This is a genomic window from Micromonospora sp. NPDC006766 (genome assembly GCF_040636055.1).
Classification (GTDB): domain Bacteria; phylum Actinomycetota; class Actinomycetes; order Mycobacteriales; family Micromonosporaceae; genus Micromonospora.
This window is the reverse complement of sequence record NZ_JBEYIX010000004.1, coordinates 147,894-174,365: the sequence shown is the minus strand read 5'-3', so window position 1 is coordinate 174,365 and position 26,472 is coordinate 147,894. Positions and strand designations below refer to the sequence as shown.

Here is a 26,472-nt window from a genome sequence, read left to right as displayed (position 1 = left end):
GCCTTGCGAAAGGAACCCATACCGTGACCCGCAAATCGGTCCTCATCGCCGGTGAGTCCTGGACTGTCCACAGCATCCACCAGAAGGGCTTCGACAGCTTCACCACCACGGAGTACGCGGAGGGGGTGCGGTGGCTGCGCCAGGCGCTGGAGGACGGCGGCTGGCAGGTCACCTACCAGCCGGCGCACGTGGCGGCCACCGACTTCCCGAGCACCGTCGAGGAGCTGAACGCCTACGACTGTGTGATCATCAGTGACGTCGGCGCCAACAACTTCCTGCTGCACCCGGAGACGTTCACCAAGTCGGTGCCGCGTCCGGACCGCCTCGCCGTGCTGCGGGACTGGGTCCACGCTGGGGGAGGGGTCATCATGGTCGGCGGCTACCTCACCTTCCAGGGCATCGACGGCAAGGCCCGCTACGCGGGCACCGCCATCGAGGAGGCCCTGCCGGTGACCATGCACCCCTACGACGACCGCTCCGAACGGCCCGCCGGTGTCACCCCGGCCGTGAAGCTCCCGGAGCACGCGGCGATCCGCGGCGTGACCGGCCCCTGGCCGGACCTGCTCGGCTACAACGTCGTGCAGCCCCGCCCGGAGGCCGACGTGGTCGTCGCCGTCGACGCCGACCCGCTCGTGGTGACCTGGGACTACGGCAAGGGACGCGGCCTGGCCTTCACCTCCGACTGCGGCCCGCACTGGGCGCCGCCGGCCTTCACCGACTGGGACGGCTACGCCCCGCTCTGGCAGCAGATGGTGTCCTGGACCGCCGGGGAAGGGCGATGACGATGGTGCCGCTCAACGTCGCGTCGTGGGGCGCGCCGGGCGGTCCGGTCTGTGTCTGCCTGCACGGCATCACGGCCAACTCCAACTCGTGGACCCGGCTCGGGCCGCGCCTGGCCGAACTGGGCTTCCGGGTGCTGGCCCCCGAGCTGCGGGGGCACGGCGAGAGCCCGAAGACCGCCGACGGGTACGACACGTCCACGCTGCTGGCCGACCTCGCCGCCGTCGTGCCGGCGCAGCCGGCCGTGCTGATCGGGCACTCGTTCGGCGGCTACCTCGCCCAGGAGGCCGTGCTGCGCGGCGTGTTCCGGCCCGAGGCGTTGATCCTCGAGGACCCGGTCTCGCACCAGCCGGACCAGGAGGTGCCCACGGCGATGCTGGCGTACGACCGGGAGCACCTGCCCCGCGACATCGAGGGGATCATGGCGCTGAACGCGCACTGGACCCGGTTGGACGCCGCCGGCAAGGTGCTCAGCCTCGAACAGGTCGACTGGGCCGGGGCCCGGGCGGCGTTCGCCGGCAACGCCCCCTGGGACCTGCGCGGCGCCGCCGCCCGGGTCGCCGCCACCGTGCCGACCCGCTGGGTGCTGCCCGGCGAGAGCCGGTTCGTCCCCGAGGGCGACGTCGCGGCGCTGCGCGCGGCGGTCGGCGCCGACTCGGTGGTCGTCGTGCCGCAGGCCGGGCATAGCATCCACCGGGACGACCTGGACTGCTTCGTCGATGTGGTGACGTCGCTGTACGACCCGAGGAGCCGTTCGTGACCCGTATCCACCCGGCGCCGGAGCAGTTCGCCTTCACCGTCGGCGGGCGGCCCCCGATCGCCACCGCCGAGGTCGGCGCGGAGCTCGAGGTGTTCACCGAGGACTGCTTCTCGGGTCGGCTGACCTCGGTCACCGGCCGCCCCCGTGAGGTCGCGCCGTTTCCACGGGTGAACCCGCTGACCGGGCCGATCGAGCTGCGCGGCGTCCGGCGCGGCGACGTGGTCGCCATCCACCTGGTCGAGCTCACCCCGGCCCGGGACTGGGGCGTCTCCACCCTGTCGCCCAACTTCGGCGCGCTCTCCGGCACCCGGCTCAGCCCCAACCTGCAGCCGGAGACGTCGGAACACGTGTGGATCTGGTCGGTCGACCCGGCGACGGGCACGGTGCGTACCCGCACGGCAGACGACCGGGAGCTGGCCGTGCCGCTGCGACCGTTCCACGGCACCGTGGGGGTGGCGCCGGCGCACGGCGAGGTACGCACCAGCGCCGTGCCGGACGCCTACGGCGGTAACCTCGACGTGCCGGCGCTCGCCGCCGGCACCACCCTCTACCTGCGGGCCAATGTGGACGGGGCGATGCTCTATCTCGGCGACGGCCACTTCGCCCAGGGCGACGGCGAGTTCGGCGGCACCGCGGTCGAGGGGGCCATGGTCACCCGGCTGCGGACCGCGGTGCTGGCGGAGGAGCACCTCGCGGCCCGGGACGTCGACTGGCCACGGATGGAGACCGACGACGAGATCATCGCCATCGGTGCGGGCCGACCGCTGGAGGATGCCGTACGCGTCGCCGTGCACACCCTCGTGCAGTGGGTGCGCCAGAGCTGCGACCTGACGGCGCACGACGCGTACCAGCTGGTCTCCCAGGGCTGCTCGGCCCGCATCGGCAACCTGGTCAACCCCGCGTACACGGTCAGCGTCTCGCTGCCCAAGGCCCTGCTGCCCGGGCGGCCCGTGCTCATGGGCGGTAGCCACGACCGGCTGCGCGGGCACCGAACGGAGGCCCGCTCATGAGGGGACCGGACGTCGTCGTGGTCGGCAGCGTCAACGCCGACCTGCGCATCGAGGTCGACATGCTGCCCCGGCCCGGTGAGACGATCCACGGTGGATCGCCCGCGTGGCTCAGCGGTGGCAAGGGCGCCAACCAGGCGGTGGCCCTGGCCCGGCTCGGCCGGTCCGTCGCCCTGGTCGGCGCCGTCGGCTCCGACCAGGCCAGCGTCGACCTCGCCCGACAGCTCGCGGCCGAGGGGGTGAACGTCGACCGCCTGGCCGCCGTGGACGGCCCCGCCGGCCAGGCGGTGGTCTTCGTCGACCCCTCCGGCGAGAACTCCATCGTCGTCTCGCCCGGCGCCAACGCGGCCGTCGACGCCGAGCTGGTCGGCCGGGCGCACGCGGAGCTGGCCGAGGCGAAGGTGGTCCTGGCGCAGCTGGAGATCCCCGTCGACGCCGTAATGGCCGCCGCGTCCGCCACCCGTGGCACCCTCGTGCTCAACCCGGCGCCGGCCGTACCGCTGCCGCCGGAGCTGCTGCGCCGAGTGGACGTGCTGGTGCCGAACCGGGGCGAGCTGGCGCAGCTGTGCGGCGCGGAGCCGCCGGCCACGGTGGACGAGGTCGCGACGCTGGCCCGAAGGCTGCCCTGCGCCGCGGTGGTGGTGACCCTGGGCGGCGACGGCGCCCTCGTCGTCGACGGCGACACCGTCCGCCACCTCGCACCGCCCGCGGTCACCGCCGTGGACACCACCGGGGCGGGGGACTGCTTCTGCGGCGCCCTCGCCGACGCCCTCGCCGACGGGCGTCCGCTGGTCGACGCCGCCGCGTTCGCCGTACGGGCGGCGGCGCTCAGCGTGACCGCGGCCGGCGCGCAGGCGGCCATGCCCACCCGGGAGCAGGTGCTGGCTCTGCCGGCGCCGGCCGACCGACACGTCGAGGACAAAATGGGGGTTCCGAAATGACGCGAACCTACGACGACGGGCTCGGCGAGGTCGCGGACGTCGTCGAGCGCGCCCGCCGGGCGGGGCCCGAGCTCGCCGACGCCGGACGCGAGCGGCGAGCTCGGTTGCTGGAGACGATGGCCGCGCACCTGGACCGGTCCCGCGTCGAGCTGGTGGCCACCGCCGCGGCGGAGACCGCCCTCGCGCCGGACGTGCTCGACGCCGAGGTGACCCGTACCGCCGATCAGCTGCGGATGTTCGCCGACGTGGTGCGGGAGGGCTCGTACCTGGAGGCCACCGTCGACTCCGCCCCGGCCGGCGACGTGCTGCGCTGGTTGCGCCCGCTGGGGCCGGTCGCGGTCTTCGGCGCCAGCAACTTCCCCTTCGCGTACGGCGTCGCCGGCGGGGACACCGCCTCGGCGCTCGCCGCCGGGTGTCCCGTCGTGGCCAAGGAGCACCCCTCGCACCCGCGCACCTGCCGGGCCGTGCTGACCGCACTGCGTACGGCGGCGGAGGAGGCCGGGTTCAGCCCGGACGTGATCGGCATGGTCAGCGGGTTCGAGGCCGGCGGTCAGCTCGTCACGCACCCGGCCGTCACGGCCGTCGGGTTCACCGGATCGGTCGGCGGCGGGCGGGCCCTGTTCGACCTGTGCGCCGCACGTCCCGAGCCGATCCCGTTCTATGGCGAGCTGGGCAGCGTCAACCCGGCCGTCGTGCTGCCGCACGCCGCCCGTACCCCGGACGCGGTGCTCGAGCCGCTCGTCACCTCGATGCTCACCCGCGGCGGTCAGGTCTGCACCAAGGCCGGTCTGATCTTCCTGCCCGACGACGCGGACCAGCTCGCCGACCAGCTGCGCCAACGGATGGCGGACGCCCCGCACCCGGTGCTGCTCAACGAGTCGATCACCGCCGCGTACCTGGCCGGCACCGCGCAGCGGGCGGCGCTGGACGGCGTCGAGGTCCGCTGCGGCGACGGCGCCGCGGCCGGCGACGATGCGCGCGGCCCGGTGGCACCGGTGCTGCTCGCCACCACCGTGGCGGGCCTGCTCGCCGACGCCAACGCGGAGCTGCGGCAGGAGTGCTTCGGTCCGTACGCGGTCCTGGTGCGCTACCGGTCCGTGGCGGAGCTGCGCACCGCCCTGGCCGCGCTGCCGTCCTCGCTGGTGGCCGGGGTGTACGCCACCGACGACGACCTGCCCGACGCCCGTGACGTGCTGCCCGTGCTGGTCGACCGCGCCGGCCGGGTGGTGTGGAACCAGCCGACCAGCGGGCTGCGGGTGGGCTGGGCGACCCAACACGGCGGCGGCTACCCCGCCTCCACCGCCGCCGGCACCACCAGCGTGGGGGCCACCGCGATCCGGCGCTGGCTGCGCCCGTCGGCGCTGCAGAACTGGCCGGCCGCGCTGCTGCCCGCCGAGCTGCGCGACGCGGTCGGCGGGGCCGAGCCGGGCCTGCCGGTACGCCGCGACGGCCAGCTGCACCTGCCGGAGGCGGTGTGATGACCCACGTCGTCGTCGGCGCGGGCATCGTCGGGTTGGCGGTCGCCCGGGAACTGCTCATCCGTCGCCCCGGCAGCACCGTCGTGGTGCTCGAGAAGGAGCGCCAGGTCGGCCAGCACCAGACCGGCCACAACAGCGGTGTCGTGCACGCCGGCGTCTACTACCAGCCGGGGTCGCTGAAGGCGACGCTGTGCCGGCGCGGGGTCGCGTTGCTGCGCGAGTACACCGCCGAGCACGACATCGCCTACCAGGAGCTGGGCAAGGTCATCGTCGCGCGGGACGCGACGGAGAAGGCCCGGCTCACCGACCTGTTCGGCCGGGCGCGGGACAACGGCGTACCCGGCGTGCGGCTGCTGGGGCCGGACGGCCTGCGGGACCGGGAGCCGCACGCGCGGGGCCGGGCCGCCCTGCTCTCGCCGCACACCGCGGTGGTCGACTTCGGCGCGGTCGCCCGGTCCCTCGCCGCCGACGTGGCCCGGCTCGGTGGCGAGGTCCGGCTGGGCACCGCCGTCACCGGGTTCACCCGGCGTGGCGAGCAGATGGTGCTCGCCACGACCGGGCAGAACGTCGTGGCCGAGCAGGTCATCCTCTGCGCCGGGCTGCACGTCGACCGGCTCGCCACGCTGGCCGGCGGGGACCCCTCGCCGCGGATCCTGCCGTTCCGCGGCGAGTACTACCGGCTGCGGCCGGAACGGTCGTCGCTGGTGCGGGGCCTGATCTACCCGGTGCCCGACCCGCGGTACCCGTTCCTCGGCGTCCACCTCACCCGCCGGGTCGACGGCACCGTCGACGTCGGCCCCAACGCCGTGCTCGCCCTGGCCCGCGAGGGCTACCGCCGCCGGGACGTCCGCCTCGGCGACCTGTTCGCCACGCTGGGCTATTCGGGATTCCCGCGGCTGGCCGCCCGACACTGGCGTACCGGCGTGCAGGAGATGCTCGGGTCGCTGCTCAAGGGCCGGTTCGTCGCCGCCGCCCGGCACTACGTGCCCGAGCTGGCCGCCGCCGACCTGGTCCGCGCGCCGGCCGGTGTCCGCGCCCAAGCCGTGGACCGGCGGGGAGACCTGGTCGACGACTTCCGCATCGAGATCATGGGGCGGGTCATCGCGGTACGCAACGCCCCCTCGCCCGCGGCGACGTCCTCGCTGGCCATCGCCGAGCACGTGGTGGAGCGGGCGCTGTCCGCGGCAACCGAACGGGAGTAACGATGGGTACGGGTTCGATCGACACGCCACGTCGGACGCCGGACACGGCGGCCGTCCGCGACCTTGCCGGCGCGCTGCGCCGCGCCGGCCTCGCCGAGGTCGACGACTCGCCGCTGCGCCGTTCGCTCTACTCCTCCGACGCGTCGCTCTACCGGATCTCGCCGCAGGTGGTCGTCCTGCCCCGGCACGTCGACGAGGTGCTCGCCGTGCTGGCCGTGGCGACGGAGCATCAGGTCGCGGTGACGATGCGCGGCGCCGGCACCTCGATCGCCGGCAACGCGGTCGGACCCGGCATCGTGGTGGACACCAGCCGGCACCTCGACCGGGTGCTGGAGATCGACCCGGAGACGCGGACGGCGCTGGTCGAACCGGGTGTCGTGCAGTCGAGCCTGCAACGGGCGGCGGCCCCGTACGGCCTCCGCTTCGGCCCCGACCCGTCGACCCACAACCGGGCCACCCTAGGCGGAATGATCGGCAACAACGCCTGCGGCTCGCGGGCCCTCGGGTACGGGCGCACCAGCGACAACGTTCTCGGCCTCGACGTGGTGGCCGGCACCGGCGAACGCCTGCGCCTCGGCGCGATCGACGGGGCCACCGACGACTCGCCGCTGCTGACCGACCTCCGGCAGCTGGTACGCGGAAACCTGGCCACGATCCGGACCGAACTCGGCCGATTCGGCCGCCAGGTCTCCGGTTACTCCCTGGAGCATCTGCTGCCCGAGCGGGGCTTCGACGTCGCCCGCGCGCTCGTCGGCTCCGAAGGCACCCTGGCGCTCACGCTCGCGGCCCGCGTCCGCCTGGTCCAGGACGCGCCCGTCCGCGTCCTGGTGGCGCTCGGCTACCCGTCCATGGCGGAGGCCGCGGACGCCGTGCCGGCCATCCTGCCGTACGCCCCGATCGCCTGCGAGGGCCTGGACGGGCGGATCGTGGACGTCGTCCGCGCGCGTCGGGGTGCCGCCGTGGTGCCCGACCTGCCCCGCGGCGACGGCTGGCTGCTGGTGGAGCTGGCGGGTGACGAGCGGTCCGCGGTGCTGGACACGGCGCGGCGCCTGGCCGCCGGGGCAGGCGCACTCGACGCGATGGTGGTCACCGACCCGACCCACGCGGCGGCCCTGTGGCGCATCCGGGAGGACGGGGCCGGGCTGTCCGGCCGTACGCCCGCCGGCGCGCCCGCCCACGCCGGGTGGGAGGACGCGGCCGTACCGCCCGAGCAGCTCGGCGCGTACCTGCGCGAGTTCGAGGCGCTGATGGCCGACTACCGGCTGACCGGGCTGCCGTACGGGCACTTCGGCGACGGCTGTGTGCACATCCGCATCGACTTTCCCCTGGACGCCCCCGACGGCACGAAGGTCTTCAAGGACTTCCTCTACGCGGCCGGTGAGCTGGCCGCCCGGCACGGCGGGTCGATGTCCGGTGAGCACGGCGACGGGCGGGCCCGCGGCGAACTGCTGCCGCTGATGTACTCGCCCGACGCGATCACGCTGTTCGAGCGGGTCAAGGCGGTCTTCGACCCGCACGACGTGCTCAACCCGGGGGTCATCGTCCGGCCGGCGCCGCTGGACGCCGACGTGCGGGTCGCCGCCGCGCCGCCGCTGCGCCGCACCGAACTGCCCGGCCTCGGGCTCGCCTACCGGCACGACCGGGGCGACCTGTCGATGGCCGTGCACCGCTGCACCGGTGTCGGCAAGTGCCGCGCCGACAACACCGGGTCCGGTGGCGTGATGTGCCCGTCGTTCCTGGCCACCCGGGACGAGAAGGACTCCACCCGGGGCCGGGCGCGGGTGCTGCAGGACGTGGTCTCCGGACGGCTCGGCCCGGACGGCTGGCGGTCCGCCGCGCTGCACGACGCACTGGACCTCTGCCTGTCCTGCAAGGGCTGCTCCGCCGACTGCCCGACCGGGGTGGACATGGCCGCCTACAAGGCCGAGGCGCTGCACCAGCGCTACCGCCGGCGGTTGCGTCCCCGGTCGCACTACGTCCTCGGCTGGCTGCCGCGCTGGGCGCGGTTGGTGGGCCGGATGCCGGCGGTGACCCGCCTGGTCAACGCGATGATGCGCTCGACCGTGCTGCACCCGCTCATCACCTGGTCCGCCGGGGTCGACGCCCGGCGTACGCTGCCGACCTTCGCCACCACGACGTTCCGCCGCTGGTTCGCCCGCCGTGACCGGCTGTCCACGCCGGGACGCCACGGCGACGTGGTGCTGTTCGTCGACACCTTCACCGACGCCTTCTCACCCGAGGTCGGGCGGGCCGCCGTGGCGGTGCTGGAGCAGGCCGGCTACCGGGTACGCGTGACGGAGAAGCCGGTCTGCTGCGGGTTGACCTGGATCTCCACCGGCCAGCTCGACGGCGCCCGCCGGCAGGTCCGGGCCACCGTCGCCGCGTTGGCCCCGCACGTGCGGGCCGGCGCCACGGTGGTCGGCCTGGAACCGTCCTGCACGGCGGTGCTCCGTTCCGACGCCCTCGAACTGCTCGACGGCGCGGACGCCGACGCCGCCGCGCAGGTGGCGGCGGCCACCCGCACGCTGGCCGAACTGCTGGCCGCCACGAGCGACTGGACGCCGCCGGACCTGTCCGGGGCCACCGCCGTCGCCCAGCCGCACTGCCACCAGCACGCGGTCATGGGTTGGGACGCCGACGCGGCGCTGCTGAAGCGGGCCGGCGTCGAGGTCCAGCGGCTCGGCGGCTGCTGCGGCCTCGCCGGCAACTTCGGGGTCGAACGGGGCCACCACGAGGTGTCCGTCGCCGTCGCGGAGCACGATCTGCTGCCCGCGGTACGCGACGCGGCGTCCGATGCCGTCGTGCTCGCCGACGGGTTCAGCTGCCGTACCCAGCTCGACACCCTCGCTGACCGGTCCGGCGAGCATCTCGCCCAACTGCTCGCCCGCCACCTGCCGCCGGAGCCGCCGAACCGGTGAGCGGGGGTCCCCGGTGGACCGCGTGCGGTTGCGTATCCGACACGGCCTGTCATTCACGTCGCTCGGCGGATAGATTCGGTGACGGTCCGACTACGGGGAGGCGTTGCCGGTGGCTGCGATGCGAGGACCTCGCCTTGTTCCGCGCCCCCGCCGTGCCGCCGCCGGGGCCACGAAGCGTGGCCCCGGCCAGTGGCGGGCGCTGATTCGCCTGGCCCGGCTTCGCTTCCTGCTCTACAACCTCCTGCCGGTGGGGCTCGCCGTGGCCGTGTCGGTCCACCGGGGCCACCCGCTCGACCTCACCTGGTACGCCGTCGCGCAACTGTTCGCGTGGACGGTCCACGTCATGACGCACTACTGCAACGAATACTTCGACCTGGAGGCGGACCGGGCGAACGTCTATTTCACCCCGTGGACCGGAGGCAGCCGGGCACTGGTGGACGGCGCGGTCGCGCCGGTGGTGTCGCTCGGCGCCGGGTTCGTCCTGTTCGGCCTGTCGACGGTGCTGGTGGCGGTCATGCCGTCCCTGCCCGCGCGGGTGCTGGCCGCCACAGCCGTGGTGCTGGCCTGGTTCTACACCGCGCCACCGGGTCGGCTCAACTATTGGGGCGCGGGTGAGCTCACGGTCGCCGCGATCCTCAACGGACTGTGGCCCGCCGTCGCGGTGGTCCTCCAGGCGGGCACCGTGCCGTGGCTGCTGGTGGCCGTGCTGGCACCCACCGCCGTGCTGCAGGTGGCGCGGATGATGGTGATGAACCTGGGGGACCGCCGATCAGACGCCACGGTCGGCAAGCGCACCCTGCCGGTCATCCTCGGCTACCGGCCGGCGGTGCGGCTGATCATCGCCGCGCAACCGATCGCGTACGGGCTGCTTACCGTCTTCGCGGTGCTCGGCTGGGTGCCGTGGCTGGTGTGGGCGGCGATGGCCGCCACCGCGCCCCTGTCGCTCTGGCTCGTCAGGCAGCTCCGTGGCGGTGCGATGCGCGACCTCGACCCCGTCCGGATGACCCCGGTGGTGTTCTGGGCCTCCAACCACGTCTCCCTGATCGTCGCGGCGGCCATGCTCGGAGTGCTCCTGGACGCGGTCCGCGGTTCCGCCAGCGTCGGCGCGCTGGCCGTGCTCGGCGCGGTTCTCGCCGGCTACGCGTTGCTGTTCGCCCACCGCCTGTGGTTGGCGCGTCGCGTACGGGTCACGGTCTGACCGCGCCGGCGAGCATTTCCGACCGGGTCCGCCTCGCGGCCCGACACGACGGCCCACCTGAGGCGATCAGGCGGGCCGTCGAGGGTGGATCAGGGGCGCGGCTATCGCTGACCGGCGTGCGCCCACCGGTCGGGTTCCGGGGCCGGGTGCAGGGCCGGATCGTGCAGCCCGTCCTCCGCGACCCGCCCGATCCGGGCGTACGCCTCGGGGCGGATCGACTTCAGTACGACGCCCCAGATGAGGCCGATCACCCCGGCGGCCACCGGGAACATCGGCAGCAGCCACTTCAGGTAGCTCGGGTTCTCGGGGTCGAGCAGAGCGTCGAAGTTGAACAGCAGCACCACCAGCACAACGCCGAGCAGGATCGTGCCGAGCACCGGCGCGAGCAGCCGCTGCCAGATGGTCTCCGGCCCGGGCCGGCCGTGGAAGAACCCGACCACGGAGGCGGAGGTCAGCGTCATCAGCAGCACCACACCGACCGCCGCCGAGCCGGACAGCCAGGTGAACAGGTCGACGATGGGGTCCCGGTCCGCCATCGCGAAGATCAGGAAGACCACCACCGCGAGCGCGCTCTGCACGAGCGAGCCGGCCAGGGGCGCGCCGCTGCGTGCCGACGTCGCGGCGAGGAAGCGCGGCAGGACCCGCTCCCGGCCCAGCGCGAAGAGATACCGCGCGACACCGTTGTGGAAGGACAGCAGCGCAGCCAGCACCGAGGTGATGAACAGGACGCTCGCAATGTCGGCGACGGCCGTGCCCGCGTACTGCTCCAGCGCACCGAAGACGACGCCCGGGCCGTCCGCGGAGGCCTGGGCCACGTTCTCCGGGCCGGTCAGCACGCTCAGCGCCCAAGCGGAGACGGCGTAGAACAGGCCGGTGAAGGCGACCGCGAGGTAGGTGGCTCGAGCCACCGTCCGCCGTGGATCCTTGACCTCTTCGCTGTAGATGGCACCGCTCTCGAAGCCGGTGAACGAGGCGATCGTGAACGCCAGCACCGCGCCGATGCCGGCGGTGAACAGGTTGCCCGGGGCGATGCCGGCACCGCTGATCGTGCCGCCCGCCGGGTGCGTGAAGGAGATCGCGTCGAAGATCAGGACGACCACGCACTCGAGGCCGAGCAGGATCGCCAGCACGGTGGCGTTCAGGTCGATCCGCAGGATGCCGAGCAGGCCGACGAAGGCCCAGGCGAGGAGGGCCCAGATCCACCAGGCGAGATTCAGGCCTGCCTTGTCGGCGAAGAACTCCTGGAGGATGGCGCCGATCAGGCCGTACAGGCCGATCTGGATCGCGTTGTACGCCGCGAGGGCGACCGCCGAGCCGGCCACCCCGCCGGCTCGGCCGAGCCCGTTCGCGATATACGCGTAGAAGGCGCCGGCGTTGGCCACGTGACGGCTCATCGCCGCATAGCCGGTGGCGAACACCGCCAACACCGCGGCGAGGAGCACATAGCCCAGCGCCGCGCCGACGTTGCCGCTCACGGCGAACATGGTGGTGACACCACCACCGAGCACGGTCAACGGCGCGGAGGCCGCGACGGTGAAGAACACCAGGTGCGCCGTGCCTAGGCGGCCACGGCGCAGACCACTGTCAGAAAAATAGTCAGCCGACAAGACTTCTCCAGGGCGTGCGAAGGGGTTGAAGCCCGTGTTAGAAGAGCCGGGAGCAGAGTATTGGTGATCACGGATCGTCACAACCCCGCTTCACGGTGATCATCCGTTGGCTGAACGACCGTCCGGATTGAACTGCGCGTGGTCATGCCGTACCGTGCCGTGTCGATGTTCACGGCCGTCTGCTGAGGATGGATGATGACCTACTCCGGCGCACCCCCGACGTACCGGCTGGCCGACGCGTTGTTCCTCATCGGTCATGACGAGTTTTCCGGCAAGCCGCACGGGGCAACTGATCGGCTCGACTGCGCGCTCGCCGGGGCCGCGCTCGCCGAGCTCATGTTCGAGCGCCGGATCGCCGTCGAGGACGGCAGGGTGGTCGCGATCGACGGACGTCTGTGGCAGGAGCCGCTGACCGATCTGCTGATCACCGAGATCATGCGACGGGAGGGCGCCCACCCGATCCGGCTGTGGATTCGGTATCTGCGGGAGCAGCTCAACATCTGCGAGCGGGTCGGCACCCGGCTGGCGACCGCCGGCGTGGTGCGGCGGGAACAGGGCCGGCTGCTCGGCCGATCGATCCGCTGGCCGGCGGTCGATCCGAACCAGGCCGCCACGCCACGGGTGCGGCTGACCGCGCTGCTGATGCGTCAGCCCAGCACCGACCTCGACGTGGAAACCCTCCTGCTGGGCGCGCTCATCGAGCCGGTGAACCTGGGCCCGAACGTCTTCGACGCCCAGGTGAGCGCACGGATGCGGGAGTGCGGCAAGCTGCTGCCAGGGGTGCTGCAGAGCCTCCTCGGGGCCGTCGTCGCCGCACTCGACGCGTCCACCGTCAGCATCCGGCGCTGAGCCGCCTGCCCCGCCGTGGCGGGGCAGGCGGGCCGGTCAGGCTGGTTTACGCCACATCGGATAGAGGCTCGGCCCGCCTGGGAGATCCAGCGTGGACGCACCGAACGCGAACCCGTACCGCTCGTAGAGCGCCGCGTTACGTGGCGAGCTCGCCTCCAGGTAGGCTGCCGAGCCGGCCTCGTCGAGCTGGGTGAGCTTGTGTCGTAGCAGGGCTGAACCCACCCCCCTGCTGTGCTGGGCGGGGTGCACCGCGATGAACGGCAGATACCAGTGCGGCTCACTCGGGTGGTTGGCCGCCATCAGCCCGTCGAGGACCGCGAACCGTTTTGTCGCGTCCGCGCCGACAGCGGCTTCCAGGGCCTGCAGCAGTTCCGGTCCCTCGTCGGGCTCATCGCTGCCGTCAACGGGCAACCACAGGGTCACGCCCGCGCCCTCGCCGGCCAGATAGACCTCTCCCGCCTCAAGAGCGAGACCGACGAACTCTCCGAAGAACGCGGGATGCGCCGTCGCTCGATGCTCCTCGTCCGGGAAGATCCATTCGCTGACCGGATCGCGCATGAACGCTTCCGCCAGGACCATCCCTATGAGCGCCGCGTCGGCGCTCGACGCTCGGCGGATGTCTTCCTGCGAACCAACCACTCCTGCTCCCCACGTTGGTGTCACTGACTTGATCGATAAGCGCCGAGTACGCTACCAGCCGCGATACCCCGCGTTGCCCACCGAAAGTCCTCTGCGGGATGCCCAAAGCGACCTATGTGGAGCGGCGGGCAACATCGCAGCTGACGCAGCCGTGGACAGAGGTGACAGTGCGACCGCGCTGATTTCCCGGCCGCGTCGGCTCGATGTATCGGCGGCCAGTCTCAAGCTGACGACGACAAGGGTGGGCTTGTTCCCATCACCTCATCTCGGCGCCAGGCGGCGGCGGATGTCACCCGCCACCAGGTCAGGCCCGAAGGTAGGGCCAGCACCACCGGAAAGGAGGGACCTGGCACCGCTGACCCGGCGGCCGGCGCGGCGCAGAGTGGATTGCATCCGGCACGTCACCAACGGCACATCCAGGTGAGTCGCGGGCCTGGCCGAACGGGTCGGGCGGGTGAACGCCGGACCGCCTCGGCCAACAGGGGCCAGGTGGTGCCAGTAGACAGGGGAGGCAACATGCCCACGACGGTCGACAACTCGTTGACCCCGCCCGCCACCGGCGCGCCGTCCGGTCGCCCGGCCGGTCGCCGGCGCGCGCGGCAGTTGCGCTGGGTGGTGCCGCTGCTGCTGGCCGCGGTCGCGTTTGTGCTGTACGCGCTGCCCCCGTATCTGACGTTGGACCCGAGCCGCTCCCGGCTGCCTGTCCCGCAGGGCTACCCGCCGTACTACCCCCTGCTGGTGGCGCACATCGTCTTCGGCTCCGTGGCTCTGCTCGCCGGCTGCTTCCAGGTCTGGCCGTGGTTCCGCCGGCGTTACCCGGCCGCGCACCGGTGGATGGGTCGGACGTACTTCTTCGGCGGCGTCTTCCCGGCGGGGATTGCCGTTCTGGGCGTCGCGCCGGTGAGCAGCACCGGCTTCGTCTCACAGGTCGGCAACACGATGCTGGCGCTCCTGTGGCTGGCCACTGCGGTCGCCGGCTACCGGATGGCGCGGCAACGCCGGTTTGTCGAGCATCGTCGGTGGATGATCCGCAGCTTCGCGCTGACCACGTCGATTGTGGTGAACCGGGTGTGGTTGATCCTTTTCGTGGTCCTGCTGCTTCCTCAGCTTGATACGACGTACGGCGGTGATCAGGACGCGATGATCCGGGCTGCGGCCGGCGCCAGCGTCTGGATGAGCTGGGTGCTCAACCTGCTCGTCGCCGAGTGGTGGCTGGAGCGCGGCAATGCCCGCCGTCGGGGTGCCGGCCGCCGCCGCGAGGCGGCCTGACATAAACCGTGTCCCCGGCCTGAGGGTGGTGCCATAGACTCCGGCGATGCGTGAGGTGTCGGGAGACTTCGAGATCCACATTACGGCTCACGCCCATCAGGCCGAGGAACTGTCGGCGTTCGCCACCCGGCATCGCGTCAAGTTCGTCCACATTGTGCTTGATCGTGGCGCGTACGCCTCTCAGCCGATGCTCACCCTGAGCGGGCGAGGCAACCTGGCCGACCAGCATGCCGCGGTGCAGCGTTGGCAGCGCGAGCTGGGCGAGGCAGGGATATACCCGTGCCGGTCGAAGATCGAGGCGGCGCCGTGGTGCGTCGGTGTGCCGCAGTCGGATGAGCAGGCCGCGGTCGAGCCGGGTGGCCGGTATTTCGAGCATCACGTCAAACTGTTGCTGCCCGGTGCGACGGCGGCGGATCTGGTGGCTCTCACCGATCTGGTCGCGCCGCATGGGGCGCGGCTGTCCCGTAACGCTCGCCGGGAGTTCGCGGACGGCGCGCAGGAACGGTTCGTCAACCAGCGCTGCCACGGTGTCGGGCTCGCCACGGCCAGGCAGCGGCTCGACGAGCTCGTCGAAACGCTCCGGGCCGCGGGCCACGAGCCCACGACAGTGGAGCAGGAGTACGTTGTCTTCGACAGCGACCTCCACCACGACCAGGGCTGGCTGGACTCGCCGGGCCCGAGCCGGTTGAAAGTTGGAGCGTGAGAACAGGATGAGGTTCGTGCCGGCTGGTGCCCCGGGCTACCCGCCGACCTACCAGCCACTGCCCGCCAGCCCGACCGTCCGGCAGAGGGCGGCATTCGACCCCGCTCTCAAGCAGTACCCGAACGCATACCGGCCCGGTGAGCCCGAGTTCCTCGTGGCGGCCACCGGCCAGCAGTGGACCGCCGCCCGACGCGCCGCCATGCACCACGTCCTGGCGGCCATCGCTGCAACCACCTGGCGCCAGCATCTGGTCCTGCGCGGCAGCGTCACCATGGCGGCCTGGGTCGGCGACGCCGCCCGCGAGCCGGGCGACCTCGACTTCGTCGTCACCCCGCACACCATCGCCAGCGACAGCGCCGACGCCCGGGCGCTGCTCGACGGCATCAAGGCCGCCGTCCGAACCGCACCCGGTGCGGGCCTGCGACCAGACCGGATCACCGAGTCCGCCATCTGGACGTACGAACGCGCTGACGGACGCCGGCTCGTCATCCCCTTCAGCACGCCGGAGGCACCGGACGGCCACGTACAGATCGATGTTGTCTTCGGTGAAACGCTTCCCCTCCCACCAGAGGTGCTGATCCTGCCCGACGTCGATGAGCCGGTACTGGCCGCGCCCGCCTCGCTGGCGCTGGCGTGGAAGCTGCTGTGGCTGGCCACCGACATGTACCCGCAGGGCAAGGACCTCTACGACGCGGTCCTGCTCGCCGAACACACCACCGTCGACCAAGCCCTCGTCCACGAGCTCATGCGACCGGAACTCGGCGCGGAGGCCGACACCTTCACCGCCGAGACCGTGCTGTCCTGGCGGGTCGACTGGACCAACTTCACCGACGAGTACCCCGGAATTGCCGGCACCGCCAAGCAGTGGACCAGGCGCCTGGCGTTGGCCCTCGATCAGGCCTGGGCCTGACCAAGCCCGAAACCGCTACCCTCGTCGGTCGGGTCCGGATCGCCCGGAAACCCGCCAGCCGGCGGTGTTCAGTGCTGCCGGGTCACCGTGTTACCGGCCCGGTGCGAAGCGAAGGCGAACCACACCACTACGGCGGCCGCGGAGAACAGGTATCCGGTGCAGGTTGGGCGGCAGCCACGCCAGCGGCCCCCTCCCCGACGGAGAGCGCACCTCGGACACATCCGAGATGTTCGCATGCACGCCACGAAGGCTCTGCCAATTCACCGAGTTGATGCACCAGTGCAGTTCTGGCGGATGGTAGCCGACGCCCTGGTGCTGGCCCGCCGCACCGCACGTGCCATCCACGGGGCAAGCGTGTCGAGAACCATCACGCCTTCGGGAAACCTCTCGGCGCAGGCGCGCATGCCAAGTGCTGTCGCCGGGCACCGGCTCAGGGCTTGCGCGCGACGGCCGCGTACATGGATGCCTGCGCGGGGGGTGTCCGGAGCTCGGGCGGGACGTCCGGGCGCCACTCGGTGACCGGGCTGATGCCCGGCGGAACGAGTTCCAGGCCGTCGAAGAACGCGGCGAACTCGTCCCTGGTCCGGAAGGCCATGTCGATCATGCTGGTCGTGGTGACCGGCGCGGCGGCGGCGGCGATCTCTCGTGGCACCAGGTCGGTGGTGGCGTGCGAGATCACCACGTAGCTGTTCGACGGGAGCGCCGCGATCAGCCGACGGGTGATCCCGTACGGATCGTCGTCGTCGGTGAGGAAGTGCAGGATCGCCACCAGCATCAGCCCGACCGGTCGGTCAAGATCGATCGTGGCCCGGATGTCCGGGTGGCTCAGGATCCGCTCCGGGTCGCGCAGGTCGGCGTCGACGTACGCGGTGGCCCCCTCCGGCGCGCTGGTCAGCAGGGCGCGTGCGTGCGCGAGCACGATGGGGTCGTTGTCGACGTAGGCGACCCGCGAGCCGGCCGCGATCTGCTGGGCGATCTCGTGCATGTTGGGGCTGGTCGGGATGCCCGTGCCGATGTCGAGGAACTGTCGGATGCCGGCCGTCTCGGCCAGGTGACGGGTGGCCCGCTGCATGAACCGCCGGTTTTCTATCACGGTGGTCCGGATCGCCGGGTAGGCTGCGGCGACGGCATCGCCAGACAGTCGGTCCGCCGCGAAGTTGTCCTTGCCGCCGAGCCAGTAGTCGTAGCGGCGGGCAGGATGCGGCACGGACGGGTCGATCCGTGTTGACGGCGACTGCTCCGGTGCTGGGCGTACCCCCGGTGTCGTGTCCGTCACCGTGACCTCCCCGTCCATGGTGGGCATCCACCGAGATCATAACGACTCGGCCCGTGGCCGGGGGCCCGCTCGAGTCGCGCTGTCGTCCCAGCCACCCACCACGGCCGAGCCGGGGCCATCGCCCCGCCCGTCTCGGCTCAGGGGATTTGGCGCGAATCAGGGAATTGGCACCGATCTGCATGGTTAAGGTGAATTCACGCTGGCTTCGGGGATCGGCGTTCCCCCGGCGCCGCCCGCGCCGCCCATCGCCGCGCGCGGTCCTGCACCGGGCGCTGCCCGGATGAGCAGACACCGTCGGCCCCGTGCCCGGCCAGGAAGGAATGCTGATGAGCCAACGCACGGCCGTCGCGGCGCTACGCCGGGTCGAGCAGGCCCGGTCGCAGGAGAACTTTCCGGTCGCGCTGCGGGTCCTGCCCGGCCGGTACCGTCGCCACCTGCTCGCGATCTACGCCTACGCCCGCCAGATCGACGACATCGGGGACGAGCCTCTGCCCGACACCACCGATCGACTCGCCGCGCTCGACGAGATCGAGGCCGAGCTGCGGGCCCTCTACGCCGGCCGCGAGGTGACCCATCCGGTGGTGCGCGCCCTCGGGCCCACCGTGGTCGAGTGCCGGCTGCCCCTCGACGCGCTCGTCCGGTTGATCGAGGCGAACCGGGTCGACCAGCGGGTGACCCGGTACGCCACCTTCGACCAACTGGTCGAGTACTGCACCCTGTCGGCGAACCCGGTCGGCGAGCTGGTGCTGCACGTATTCGGGCAGGTGGGATCGGCCAGGATCGCGCTGTCCGACCGGATCTGCACAGCGTTGCAGCTCATCGAGCATCTGCAGGACGTGGCCGAGGACCACCGCCGGAGCCGGATCTACCTGCCGGCGGAGGACCTGGACCGGTTCGGCGTCACCGAAGCCGACCTCACCCGCCCCACCGCCAGCCGCCAGCTCCGCGACCTGATCGAGTTCGAGGCGGAGCGGGCCTGCGCCTGGCTCGACGCCGGCGCACCGCTCGTGGCGGCCCTGCACGGCTGGGCCCGGCTCGCGGTGAGCGGCTACCTGGCCGGCGGCCGGGCGACCCTCGACGCGCTGGCGGCGGCCGGCCACGATCCGCTGCCCGCCACCGTTCGCCCTGAGGGCCGGCGCATCCTGCGCCGCTGGCTGTCCGCAACTGTGAGGAGCGCTGGATGACGACGATCTGCGACGTCGACACGGCCTACCGGCGCTGCGAGCAGATCACCCGCAGCCGGGCCGCCAACTTCGCGTACGGGATCCGGCTGCTGCCGCCGATGAAACGCCGCGCCCTGTCGGCGATCTACGCCATGGCCCGGCGCGTCGACGACATCGGCGACGGCACGCTGCCGCCGGACGAGAAGCTGGACCACCTGGCGCGTACCCGGGAGGCGCTGCACCAGTTACCCGGCAACGACGACGGCGATCCGGTGCTCACCGCGCTCTCCGACGCCGCGCTCCGGATGCCGATCCCCCTGGCGGCCTTCGACGAACTCATCGACGGATGCGCCGCCGACGTGACCGGCCGGGTGTACGCCACCTTCGACGACCTGCACTGGTACTGCCGCTGCGTGGCCGGCTCGATCGGCCGGCTCTCGCTCGGGGTGTTCGGCGCCGCCGACCCGGCCCCGGCCGAACCGCTGGCCGACGCGCTGGGCGTGGCGCTGCAACTGACCAACATCCTGCGCGACCTGGTCGAAGACCGGGTCGACGGGCGTATCTACCTGCCGGCCGAGGATCTGGACCGGTTCGGCTGCACCCTGCAGCTGGACGGAACCCGGTTCACCGACCCGCCCGAGCGGCTGGTCGAACTCGTTCGCTTCCAGGCGCGCCGAGCCGCCCAGTGGTACGACACCGGGCTGCGGCTGCTGCCCCTGCTGGACCGGCGCAGTGCGGCCTGCACCGCCGCGATGGCCGGCATCTACCGCCGGCTGCTCATCCGGATCGCGGCCGACCCGCTGGCGGTCACCCGTAGCCGGGTGTCCCTGCCCGGACGGGAAAAGGCGTGGGTGGCCGCACGCGCGCTCGTCGGACGCTCCGCATGACCGCCCCGCAGGTGCCGGACGGAGCCGGCCGGGTCTGCGTGATCGGGGGCGGCCTGGCCGGAATCGCCGCGGCGATCCGGCTCGCCGAGCAGGGGTTGCCGGTGACGCTGCTGGAAGGCCGGCCCGAACTCGGCGGGGCGACCTACTCCTTCCGTCGCGACGGGCTGACCGTCGACACCGGCCAGCACGTCTTCCTCCGCTGCTACCACGCCTACCGTGGTCTGCTGGACCGGCTCGGCGTCACCGGCGACACCGACGTGCAACCACGGTTCGCGGTGCCGGTGCTGCTGCCGGGACGGGCCCCGCACCTGCTGGCCCGCCGCCGGCTGCCGGCACCGGCGCACCTGCTGCCCGCGCTGGCCGGCTACCGGCTGCTCACCCCCGGGGAGCGGCTCGCCGCCGTGCGGGCCGCCGCCGCGCTGCGAACGGTTGACCCCGACCTGCCGGCGACCGACGCCCGCAGCTTCGGCGACTGGCTCGCCGAGCACGGCCAGGGCGAGCGAGCCGTACGCCGACTCTGGAATTTGATCACCGTGGCCGCGCTGAACCTGCCCAGCACCCATGCGTCGCTGGCCCTGGCCGCCCGCGTCTTCCGCACCGGGCTGCTCGACGCCGCCGACGCCGGTGACATCGGCCGTCCCACAGTCCCGCTGACCGACCTGCACGCCGTGCCGGCCCGGCGGCTGCTGCACCGGCTCGGCACCCAGGTGCACACCCGGTCCCGCGTCCGGTGGATCCACCCGGAGGACCACGGCTTCCGCGTCGGCCTGACCGACGGCGAGATCGCCGCGGACGCCGTCGTCCTGGCGGTGCCGCACCAGGCTGCCGCCGCGCTGGTGCCGCCGGCCGCCGCGCCCGGCGCCGGCGACTGGCACCGGCTCGGCGCGGCGCCGATCGTCAACGTGCACCTGCGCTACGCCCAGCGGGTCACCGAGCTGACCATGGCCGCCGCCGTGGAGTCCCCGGCACAGTGGATCTTCACCCAGTCCGGCCCGGACGACACGCAGCAGGTGGTGGTGTCCCTGTCAGCCGCCGACGCCGAGATCGACCGACCCGCCGCCGAACTGGTGGCGGCCCAACGCGCGGCGCTCGCCGCGCTGTTCCCCGCCGCGCGGCACACCCCGGTACGCGACGCGTTCGTCACCCGGGAGCCGCGGGCCACCTTCCGGCAGGCACCCGGCACCCGCGCGTACCGGCCGGCCACGACGACCCGCCTACCCGGGCTGGTGCTGGCCGGCGCTTGGATCGACACGGGCTGGCCGGACACGATGGAGGGCGCGGTACGCAGCGGCCAGGAGGCCGCGGACGTCGTCGCCCGCCAGCTCGCGTCCCGGCCCCGACACCATACGGAGGCCGCACGATGACCATCGCGCACAGCCACAGCACCAGCCAGATCCACACGCACGTGGAGCCGGCGATCCGGGTGCTGCTGGACCGGCTGGACCCAGGTAACCGGCTGGTCGCCGGCTATCAGATGGGCTACTGGAACGCCGACGGGTCGCCCGCTGCCTGCCGGGGCAAGGGACTGCGCCCGGCGCTGGCCCTGCTGTCCGCCCAGGCCGCCGGGGCCGAACCCGAGGCCGGCGTGCCGGCCGCCGCCGCGGTCGAACTCGCGCACAACTTCTCCCTGCTGCACGACGACGTGATGGACGGCGACACCGAACGTCGTCACCGGCCCACCGCCTGGGCCGTGTTCGGCGTCAGCCGCGCCATCCTCGCCGGGGACGCCCTGATCGGGCTCGCGTACGAGGCCCTTGCCGAGGTCACCGGTGGTGGTCCGGCGGTGCGGCGGCTCGCCCTGGACGTGCGCGCCCTCATCCGTGGACAGGGCGCCGACCTGGCCTTCGAGCACCGTGACGACGTCTCCCTCGACGAGTGCCTGACCATGGCCGGGGACAAGACCGCCGCCCTGTTGTCCGGCTCGTGCGCGCTCGGGGCGCTGCTCTGTGCCGGCCCGACCGGGCTGGTCGACGGGCTGTCCCGGTTCGGCGTGCACCTCGGGCTCGCCTTCCAACTCGTCGACGACCTGCTCGGCATCTGGGGTGACCCGCGCCGCACCGGCAAGCCGGTCGGCTCGGACCTGCGTGCCCGCAAGCGCACCATCCCGGTGGTGCGGGCGGTGACCGACGGTGGTCGCGCCGGCCGGGCGCTGGCCGAGCTCTACCGGTCGCCGGCACCGCTGGCCGACGAGGACGTCGCCCACGCGACCGCACTGATCGAGGCGACCGGGGCCCGCGAGTGGACGCGGGAGCGGGCGGCGCGGGAGACCGGGCGGGCCCGGGCGGAACTGGCCGCCCTGGACCTGCCCGACCACGTCCGCCGCGAACTCGCCGACATCGCCACCTTCATCACCGGACGGGATCACTGATGACCGAGCTGCTGTCGCCGAAGCCCGCCGGGGCCGTCGTCACCGCCCCGCTGGCGGGTGACACCGCATCCGACGCCGCCCGGGAAGCCCTGCGCCGCGCCCGCGAACACCTGCTCGCGCTGCAGGACGACGCCGGCTGGTGGAAGGGGGACCTGGCCACCAACGTCACCATGGACGCCGAGGACCTTCTGCTACGGCAGTTCCTGGGCATCCGCACCGCCGAACAGACCGCCGAGTCCGCGCGCTGGATCCGCTCCCAGCAGCGACCCGACGGCGCCTGGGCCACCTTCCACGGTGGCCCGGGCGACCTGTCCACCACGATCGAGGCGTATCTGGCGCTGCGGCTGGCCGGTGACCCGCCCGAAGCACCGCACATGGCGAACGCCGCCGGGTTCGTCCGCGAGCACGGCGGGCTGGCCGCCAGCCGCGTCTTCACCCGCTTCTGGCTGGCCCTGTTCGGCCACTGGCCCTGGTCCCGGCTGCCCGCCGTGCCGCCCGAGCTGGTGCTGCTGCCCCCTTGGGTGCCGTTCAACATCTACGACTTCGCCTGCTGGGCCCGACAGACCATCGTGCCGCTGTCCATCGTCCGGGCGCTGCGCCCGGTGCGGGACCTCGGCTTCACCGTCGACGAGCTGCACGTCGCCGCCGCGCCGCCGCGGCCGCCCCGGCTGCTGTCCCGGCCCGGCGTGCTGCACCGCCTCGACCGGCTCGCCGCCGGCTACGAGCGGATCGCCCGCGGCCCGCTGCGCCGCAACGCGCTGCGCCGAGCCGCCGAGTGGATCGTGGCCCGCCAGGAGGCCGACGGATCCTGGGGCGGGATCCAGCCGCCCTGGGTGTACTCGCTGATGGCGCTGCACCTGCTCGGCTACCCGTTGGACCACCCGGTCCTGCGCAGCGGCCTGGCCGGGCTGGACCGCTTCACGGTGCGCCAGCCGAGCCCGGACGGCCCGCTGCGCTGGCTGGAGGCCTGCCAGTCACCGGTCTGGGACACCGCCCTCGCGGTCACCGCGCTCTCCGACGCCGGGCTGCCGGCCGGGCATCCCGCCCTGAAGCGGGCCGGCAGGTGGCTGCTCGACGAGGAGATCCGGGTTCGCGGCGACTGGGCGGTCCGCCGGCCGCACACCCCGCCCGGTGGCTGGGCCTTCGAGTTCGAGAACGACGGGTACGCCGACACCGACGACACCGCCGAGGTGATCATGGCGTTGCGGCGTACCGACGTGCCGGCCGACCCGGCCGTGCTGCGGGCCGTCCGCTGGCTGCTCGGCATGCAGTGCCGCGACGGCGGCTGGGCCGCCTTCGACGCCGACAACACTCGCGAGGCGCTCGGTGATCTGCCGTTCTGCGACTTCGGCGAGGTCATCGACCCGCCCAGCGCCGACGTGACCGCGCACATCGTCGAGGCCCTCGCGGCGGAGCAGTTCGCCGACACGGTGCCGATCCGCCGCGCCGTGGCCTGGCTGCTGCGGGCGCAGGAGCCGGACGGGTCCTGGTTCGGCCGGTGGGGGGCCAACCATGTCTACGGCACCGGGGCGGTGGTGCCGGCCCTGGTGGCCGCAGGCCTGCGGCCCGGGCACCCGGCGATCCGCCGCGCCGTGGACTGGCTGCTGGCGCACCAGAACCCGGACGGCGGGTGGGGCGAGGACCTGCGCTCCTACCGGGACCCGGCCTGGATCGGGTGCGGTGAATCCACTGCCTCGCAGACCGCGTGGGCGTTGCTCGCGCTGCACGCCGCCGGACACGGGTCGGGGGAGGCCGCCACCCGCGGGGTGCGCTGGCTGGTCGACACCCAGCGGCCGGACGGCGGCTGGGACGAACCGCAGTACACCGGCACCGGCTTTCCCGGCGACTTCTACATCAACTACGGCCTGTACCGGCTGGTCTTCCCGATCAGCGCACTCGGCCGGATCCTCGACGCGCGCGCCACCGGCCTCGACGCCGAGGCACTGCCGTGACCGCACCGGCGGACAGTCCGACCTGGACGCTGTACGCGCCGATGCGCGCGGAAGCGTCCGCGCTGCGGCGCGGTCTGGCCCACCGCGCCTCGCCCGGACGACCGGTGCTGCGGCGCACCGGCGTCGGGCCGCGGCGTGCCCGGGCGGCCGCCGCCCGCCGTACGGCCGGCGGAACCCCGGTCGCCGTCGCCGGCATCGGGGGAGGACTGGCCCCGGACCTGGCCTGCGGCGATGTCGTCGTGGCCAGCGAGGTACGCCTCGACCCGCTGACCTCCGGCGGCTCGCCGCGCGTGCTGTTGCTGCCGGACGCACCCATGCTCGCCGCCGCCCTGCGCCGGCGCGGGTTGCGGGTGCACGTCGGCCCCGTGCTCAGCACCGACCGGCTGGTCGACGGCGCGGACCGGACCCGGCTGGCCGCGACCGGCGCACTGGTCGCCGACTGCGAATCCGCGTGGCTGCTGGCCGGTCGTGGCGACCGGCCGGGCGCCTGCGTCCGGGTGGTCGCCGACACCGCGGCCGGATCGCTGTACCGGCCGGCCACGCTCCGCCGCATCCGCACCGCGCTGGCCGTGCTGCCCGCCGTGGCGTCGGCGCTGGCCGAGTGGGCCGCGGCGAGCAGCCTTCGGCAGGTCGTGTTGGCTTCGCCCCGCTCCTTCTGTGCCGGCGTGGAGCGGGCGATCGCGGTGGTGGAGCAGGCGCTGCGACGACACGGCCCGCCGGTCTACGTCCGCAAGCAGATCGTGCACAACGCCCGAATCGTGGCGGACCTGCGGGCCCGCGGCGCGGTCTTCGTGGACGAACTCGACGAGGTGCCGGACGGCGGCGTGACAGTCTTCTCCGCCCACGGGGTGGCGCCCGCGGTGCGCCAGGAGGCCGCCGAACGGCGGCTGCCGGTGATCGACGCCACCTGTCCACTCGTGGCGAAGGTACACGCCGAGGCGCGCCGGTTCGCCGGCCGGGGCGACACCGTGCTGCTGATCGGCCATGCCGGCCACGAGGAGACCGACGGCACGCTCGGCGAGGCGCCCGGACGGATCCGCCTGGTGTCCGACCCCGCCACGGCCGAGACGGTGCGGGTGGACGACCCGGGCCGGGTGTCCTACCTGGTACAGACCACCCTCGCGACCGACGAGGTGACCGGCGTCGTCGACGCCCTGCGCCGGCGGTTCCCGGCGCTGACCGGCCCCGGCTCCGACGACATCTGCTACGCCACCACCAACCGTCAGCAGGCCGTCACCGAGGTCGCGGCCCGGACCGACATCGTCCTGGTCGTCGGCTCGGGCAACTCCTCGAACTCGCGTCGATTGGTGGAGGTGGCCGAGCGGGCCGGTGCGCGGGCGTACCTGGTCGACGACGTGAGCCGGGTGGACCTGCGCTGGCTGGCCGGCGCCGCGACGATCGGCGTCTCCGCCGGTGCCTCGGCGCCGCCCGCGCTGGTCGACGAGGTGGTGGCCGCGCTCACCGCGCTCGGGGCGGGGGAGGTGAGCGAGCACACCACGACCGTCGAGGACGTCGCTTTCACCCTGCCGAAGGAGGTACGTCAGCCGTGAGCATGCCGTTGCGCCAGACCCTGCGGATCGCCGGCTACCTGATGGAACAGAAGGTGCGCGGACGCAAGAAGTTTCCGCTGCTGCTCGAACTGGAGCCGCTGTTCGCCTGCAATCTCAAGTGCGCGGGCTGTGGCAAGATCCAGCAGCCGGCGGACCTGCTGAAGCGGCGGATGCCGGTGGAGCAAGCCGTCGCCGCGGTGGAGGAGTGCGGCGCGCCGATGGTCTCCATCGCCGGCGGCGAGCCGCTCATGCACCCGCAGATCGACACTCTCGTCGCCGAGCTGGTACGGCGCAAGAAGTTCGTCTTCCTGTGCACCAACGCCGTCCTGCTACCGAAGCACATCGAGAAGTTCCGCCCCTCGCCGTACTTCGCCTTCACCGTGCACATCGACGGGCTGCGGGAGCGGCACGACGCGGCGGTCTGCAAGGACGGCGTCTTCGACGCCGCGGTGGCCGCCGTCCAGGACGCCAAGCGGCGTGGCTTCCGGGTCACCACCAACACCACCTTCTTCAACACCGACACCCCGCAGACTGTCATCGAGGTGCTCGACTACCTCAACGACGATCTGGGCGTGGACGAGATGATGCTCTCCCCGGCGTACGCCTACGAGAAGGCGCCGGACCAGGAGCACTTCCTCGGCGTCACGGAGACCCGCGAGCTGTTCCGCAAGGCGTTCGGCGGGGGCCGGCGCCGCCGCTGGCGGCTCAACCACTCGCCACTGTTCCTGGACTTCCTCGAGGGAAAGGTGGACTTCCCCTGCACCGCCTGGGCCATCCCGTCGTATTCACTGCTGGGCTGGCAGCGGCCCTGCTACCTGATGACCGACGGGTACGCCGCCAGCTACCGGGAACTGCTGGACTCGACGGACTGGGACAGCTACGGCCGGGGACGCGACGCACGGTGCGCCAACTGCATGGCGCACTGCGGGTACGAGCCGACCGCCGTGCTGGCCACCATGTCCTCGCTGCGCCAATCGGTGCGGGCCATGCGCCGCTCATGATATAGATGCGCACC

22 protein-coding genes are annotated in these 26,472 nt (G+C 72.9%); 19 read left to right on the top strand and 3 right to left on the bottom strand.

The features are described from left to right. The first annotated feature begins 23 nt into the window (after positions 1 to 23). The 8 genes from ABZ671_RS08075 (at position 24) to ABZ671_RS08040 (ending at position 10,284) form a co-directional block, all read left to right on the top strand. A complete protein-coding gene (locus ABZ671_RS08075; RefSeq protein ID WP_357853130.1) occupies positions 24 to 782 on the top strand; it encodes a glutamine amidotransferase in 759 nt (252 codons plus the stop codon). After that, positions 779 to 1,540 carry an alpha/beta fold hydrolase gene (locus ABZ671_RS08070; protein WP_357853127.1) on the top strand — a complete coding sequence of 254 codons (762 nt, stop codon included), beginning with the start codon at positions 779 to 781 and terminating at the stop codon, positions 1,538 to 1,540. The genes ABZ671_RS08075 and ABZ671_RS08070 overlap by 4 nt, the downstream gene beginning before the upstream one ends. After that, the gene (locus ABZ671_RS08065) at positions 1,537 to 2,550 is read left to right on the top strand and encodes an acetamidase/formamidase family protein (RefSeq protein WP_357853124.1); all 1,014 of its coding nucleotides are present in this window, start codon (positions 1,537 to 1,539) and stop codon (positions 2,548 to 2,550) included. Before ABZ671_RS08070 ends, ABZ671_RS08065 begins: the two co-directional genes overlap by 4 nt. Next, on the top strand, positions 2,547 to 3,488 hold the full coding sequence (locus ABZ671_RS08060; protein ID WP_357853121.1) for a ribokinase: 942 nt from the start codon (positions 2,547 to 2,549) through the stop codon (positions 3,486 to 3,488). Before ABZ671_RS08065 ends, ABZ671_RS08060 begins: the two co-directional genes overlap by 4 nt. Continuing rightward, on the top strand, positions 3,485 to 4,966 hold the full coding sequence (locus ABZ671_RS08055; RefSeq protein ID WP_357853118.1) for an aldehyde dehydrogenase family protein: 1,482 nt from the start codon (positions 3,485 to 3,487) through the stop codon (positions 4,964 to 4,966). The genes ABZ671_RS08060 and ABZ671_RS08055 overlap by 4 nt, the downstream gene beginning before the upstream one ends. Next, positions 4,966 to 6,168 carry an L-2-hydroxyglutarate oxidase gene (gene lhgO, locus ABZ671_RS08050; protein WP_357853115.1) on the top strand — a complete coding sequence of 401 codons (1,203 nt, stop codon included), beginning with the start codon at positions 4,966 to 4,968 and terminating at the stop codon, positions 6,166 to 6,168. The genes ABZ671_RS08055 and lhgO overlap by 1 nt, the downstream gene beginning before the upstream one ends. A 2-nt stretch (positions 6,169 to 6,170) precedes the next feature. After that, a complete protein-coding gene (locus ABZ671_RS08045) occupies positions 6,171 to 9,086 on the top strand; it encodes an FAD-linked oxidase C-terminal domain-containing protein (RefSeq protein WP_357853112.1) in 2,916 nt (971 codons plus the stop codon). 118 nt (positions 9,087 to 9,204) lie between these two features. Further along, positions 9,205 to 10,284: a prenyltransferase gene (locus tag ABZ671_RS08040; protein WP_357853109.1), complete on the top strand. Its 1,080-nt coding sequence runs from the start codon at positions 9,205 to 9,207 to the stop codon at positions 10,282 to 10,284. Positions 10,285 to 10,385: 101 nt separating this feature from the next. Here the strand turns inward: ABZ671_RS08040 and ABZ671_RS08035 are convergent, their stop codons facing one another. Beyond that, positions 10,386 to 11,828 (bottom strand): APC family permease, encoded by a 1,443-nt coding sequence (locus ABZ671_RS08035; RefSeq protein WP_357853106.1) that lies wholly within the window; start codon positions 11,826 to 11,828, stop codon positions 10,386 to 10,388. Between the two features lie 258 nt (positions 11,829 to 12,086). On the opposite strand from ABZ671_RS08035, the gene ABZ671_RS08030 reads away from it, so the two are divergent. Beyond that, positions 12,087 to 12,740 carry a GPP34 family phosphoprotein gene (locus ABZ671_RS08030; RefSeq protein ID WP_357853103.1) on the top strand — a complete coding sequence of 218 codons (654 nt, stop codon included), beginning with the start codon at positions 12,087 to 12,089 and terminating at the stop codon, positions 12,738 to 12,740. Positions 12,741 to 12,776: 36 nt separating this feature from the next. On the opposite strand, the gene ABZ671_RS08025 is transcribed toward ABZ671_RS08030, so the two are convergent. Beyond that, a complete protein-coding gene (locus ABZ671_RS08025) occupies positions 12,777 to 13,298 on the bottom strand; it encodes a GNAT family N-acetyltransferase (RefSeq protein ID WP_357853100.1) in 522 nt (173 codons plus the stop codon). 597 nt (positions 13,299 to 13,895) lie between these two features. Here ABZ671_RS08025 and ABZ671_RS08020 point away from each other — a divergent pair. The 3 genes from ABZ671_RS08020 to ABZ671_RS08010 are packed head-to-tail and all read left to right on the top strand — an operon-like array spanning position 13,896 to position 16,261. Then, the gene (locus tag ABZ671_RS08020) at positions 13,896 to 14,648 is read left to right on the top strand and encodes a DUF2306 domain-containing protein (RefSeq protein WP_357853097.1); all 753 of its coding nucleotides are present in this window, start codon (positions 13,896 to 13,898) and stop codon (positions 14,646 to 14,648) included. Between the two features lie 46 nt (positions 14,649 to 14,694). Further along, on the top strand, positions 14,695 to 15,351 hold the full coding sequence (locus tag ABZ671_RS08015; protein WP_357853094.1) for a hypothetical protein: 657 nt from the start codon (positions 14,695 to 14,697) through the stop codon (positions 15,349 to 15,351). 16 nt (positions 15,352 to 15,367) lie between these two features. Then, on the top strand, positions 15,368 to 16,261 hold the full coding sequence (locus ABZ671_RS08010; protein WP_357853091.1) for a nucleotidyl transferase AbiEii/AbiGii toxin family protein: 894 nt from the start codon (positions 15,368 to 15,370) through the stop codon (positions 16,259 to 16,261). Positions 16,262 to 16,691: 430 nt separating this feature from the next. Here the strand turns inward: ABZ671_RS08010 and ABZ671_RS08005 are convergent, their stop codons facing one another. Continuing rightward, positions 16,692 to 17,555 (bottom strand): SAM-dependent methyltransferase, encoded by an 864-nt coding sequence (locus ABZ671_RS08005; protein ID WP_357853241.1) that lies wholly within the window; start codon positions 17,553 to 17,555, stop codon positions 16,692 to 16,694. 308 nt (positions 17,556 to 17,863) lie between these two features. Here ABZ671_RS08005 and hpnC point away from each other — a divergent pair, with 308 nt between their 5' ends. Genes hpnC through hpnH form a run of 7 tightly spaced genes read left to right on the top strand, consistent with a single transcriptional unit; the run spans position 17,864 to position 26,458 of the window. Then, positions 17,864 to 18,721 carry a squalene synthase HpnC gene (gene hpnC, locus ABZ671_RS08000; protein ID WP_357853088.1) on the top strand — a complete coding sequence of 286 codons (858 nt, stop codon included), beginning with the start codon at positions 17,864 to 17,866 and terminating at the stop codon, positions 18,719 to 18,721. Further along, the gene (gene hpnD / locus ABZ671_RS07995; RefSeq protein ID WP_357853085.1) at positions 18,718 to 19,587 is read left to right on the top strand and encodes a presqualene diphosphate synthase HpnD; all 870 of its coding nucleotides are present in this window, start codon (positions 18,718 to 18,720) and stop codon (positions 19,585 to 19,587) included. The genes hpnC and hpnD overlap by 4 nt, the downstream gene beginning before the upstream one ends. Further along, on the top strand, positions 19,584 to 20,951 hold the full coding sequence (gene hpnE, locus ABZ671_RS07990; protein WP_357853082.1) for a hydroxysqualene dehydroxylase HpnE: 1,368 nt from the start codon (positions 19,584 to 19,586) through the stop codon (positions 20,949 to 20,951). Before hpnD ends, hpnE begins: the two co-directional genes overlap by 4 nt. After that, positions 20,948 to 21,955, top strand: a complete 1,008-nt coding sequence (locus ABZ671_RS07985; RefSeq protein ID WP_357853079.1) for a polyprenyl synthetase family protein — start codon at positions 20,948 to 20,950, stop codon at positions 21,953 to 21,955. Before hpnE ends, ABZ671_RS07985 begins: the two co-directional genes overlap by 4 nt. Then, positions 21,955 to 23,907: a squalene--hopene cyclase gene (gene shc, locus ABZ671_RS07980; RefSeq protein WP_357853076.1), complete on the top strand. Its 1,953-nt coding sequence runs from the start codon at positions 21,955 to 21,957 to the stop codon at positions 23,905 to 23,907. The genes ABZ671_RS07985 and shc overlap by 1 nt, the downstream gene beginning before the upstream one ends. After that, on the top strand, positions 23,904 to 25,457 hold the full coding sequence (gene ispH / locus ABZ671_RS07975) for a 4-hydroxy-3-methylbut-2-enyl diphosphate reductase (RefSeq protein ID WP_357853073.1): 1,554 nt from the start codon (positions 23,904 to 23,906) through the stop codon (positions 25,455 to 25,457). Before shc ends, ispH begins: the two co-directional genes overlap by 4 nt. 2 nt (positions 25,458 to 25,459) lie before the next feature. Continuing rightward, positions 25,460 to 26,458, top strand: a complete 999-nt coding sequence (hpnH, locus tag ABZ671_RS07970) for an adenosyl-hopene transferase HpnH (protein ID WP_357853238.1) — start codon at positions 25,460 to 25,462, stop codon at positions 26,456 to 26,458. Positions 26,459 to 26,472 lie beyond the last annotated feature (14 nt).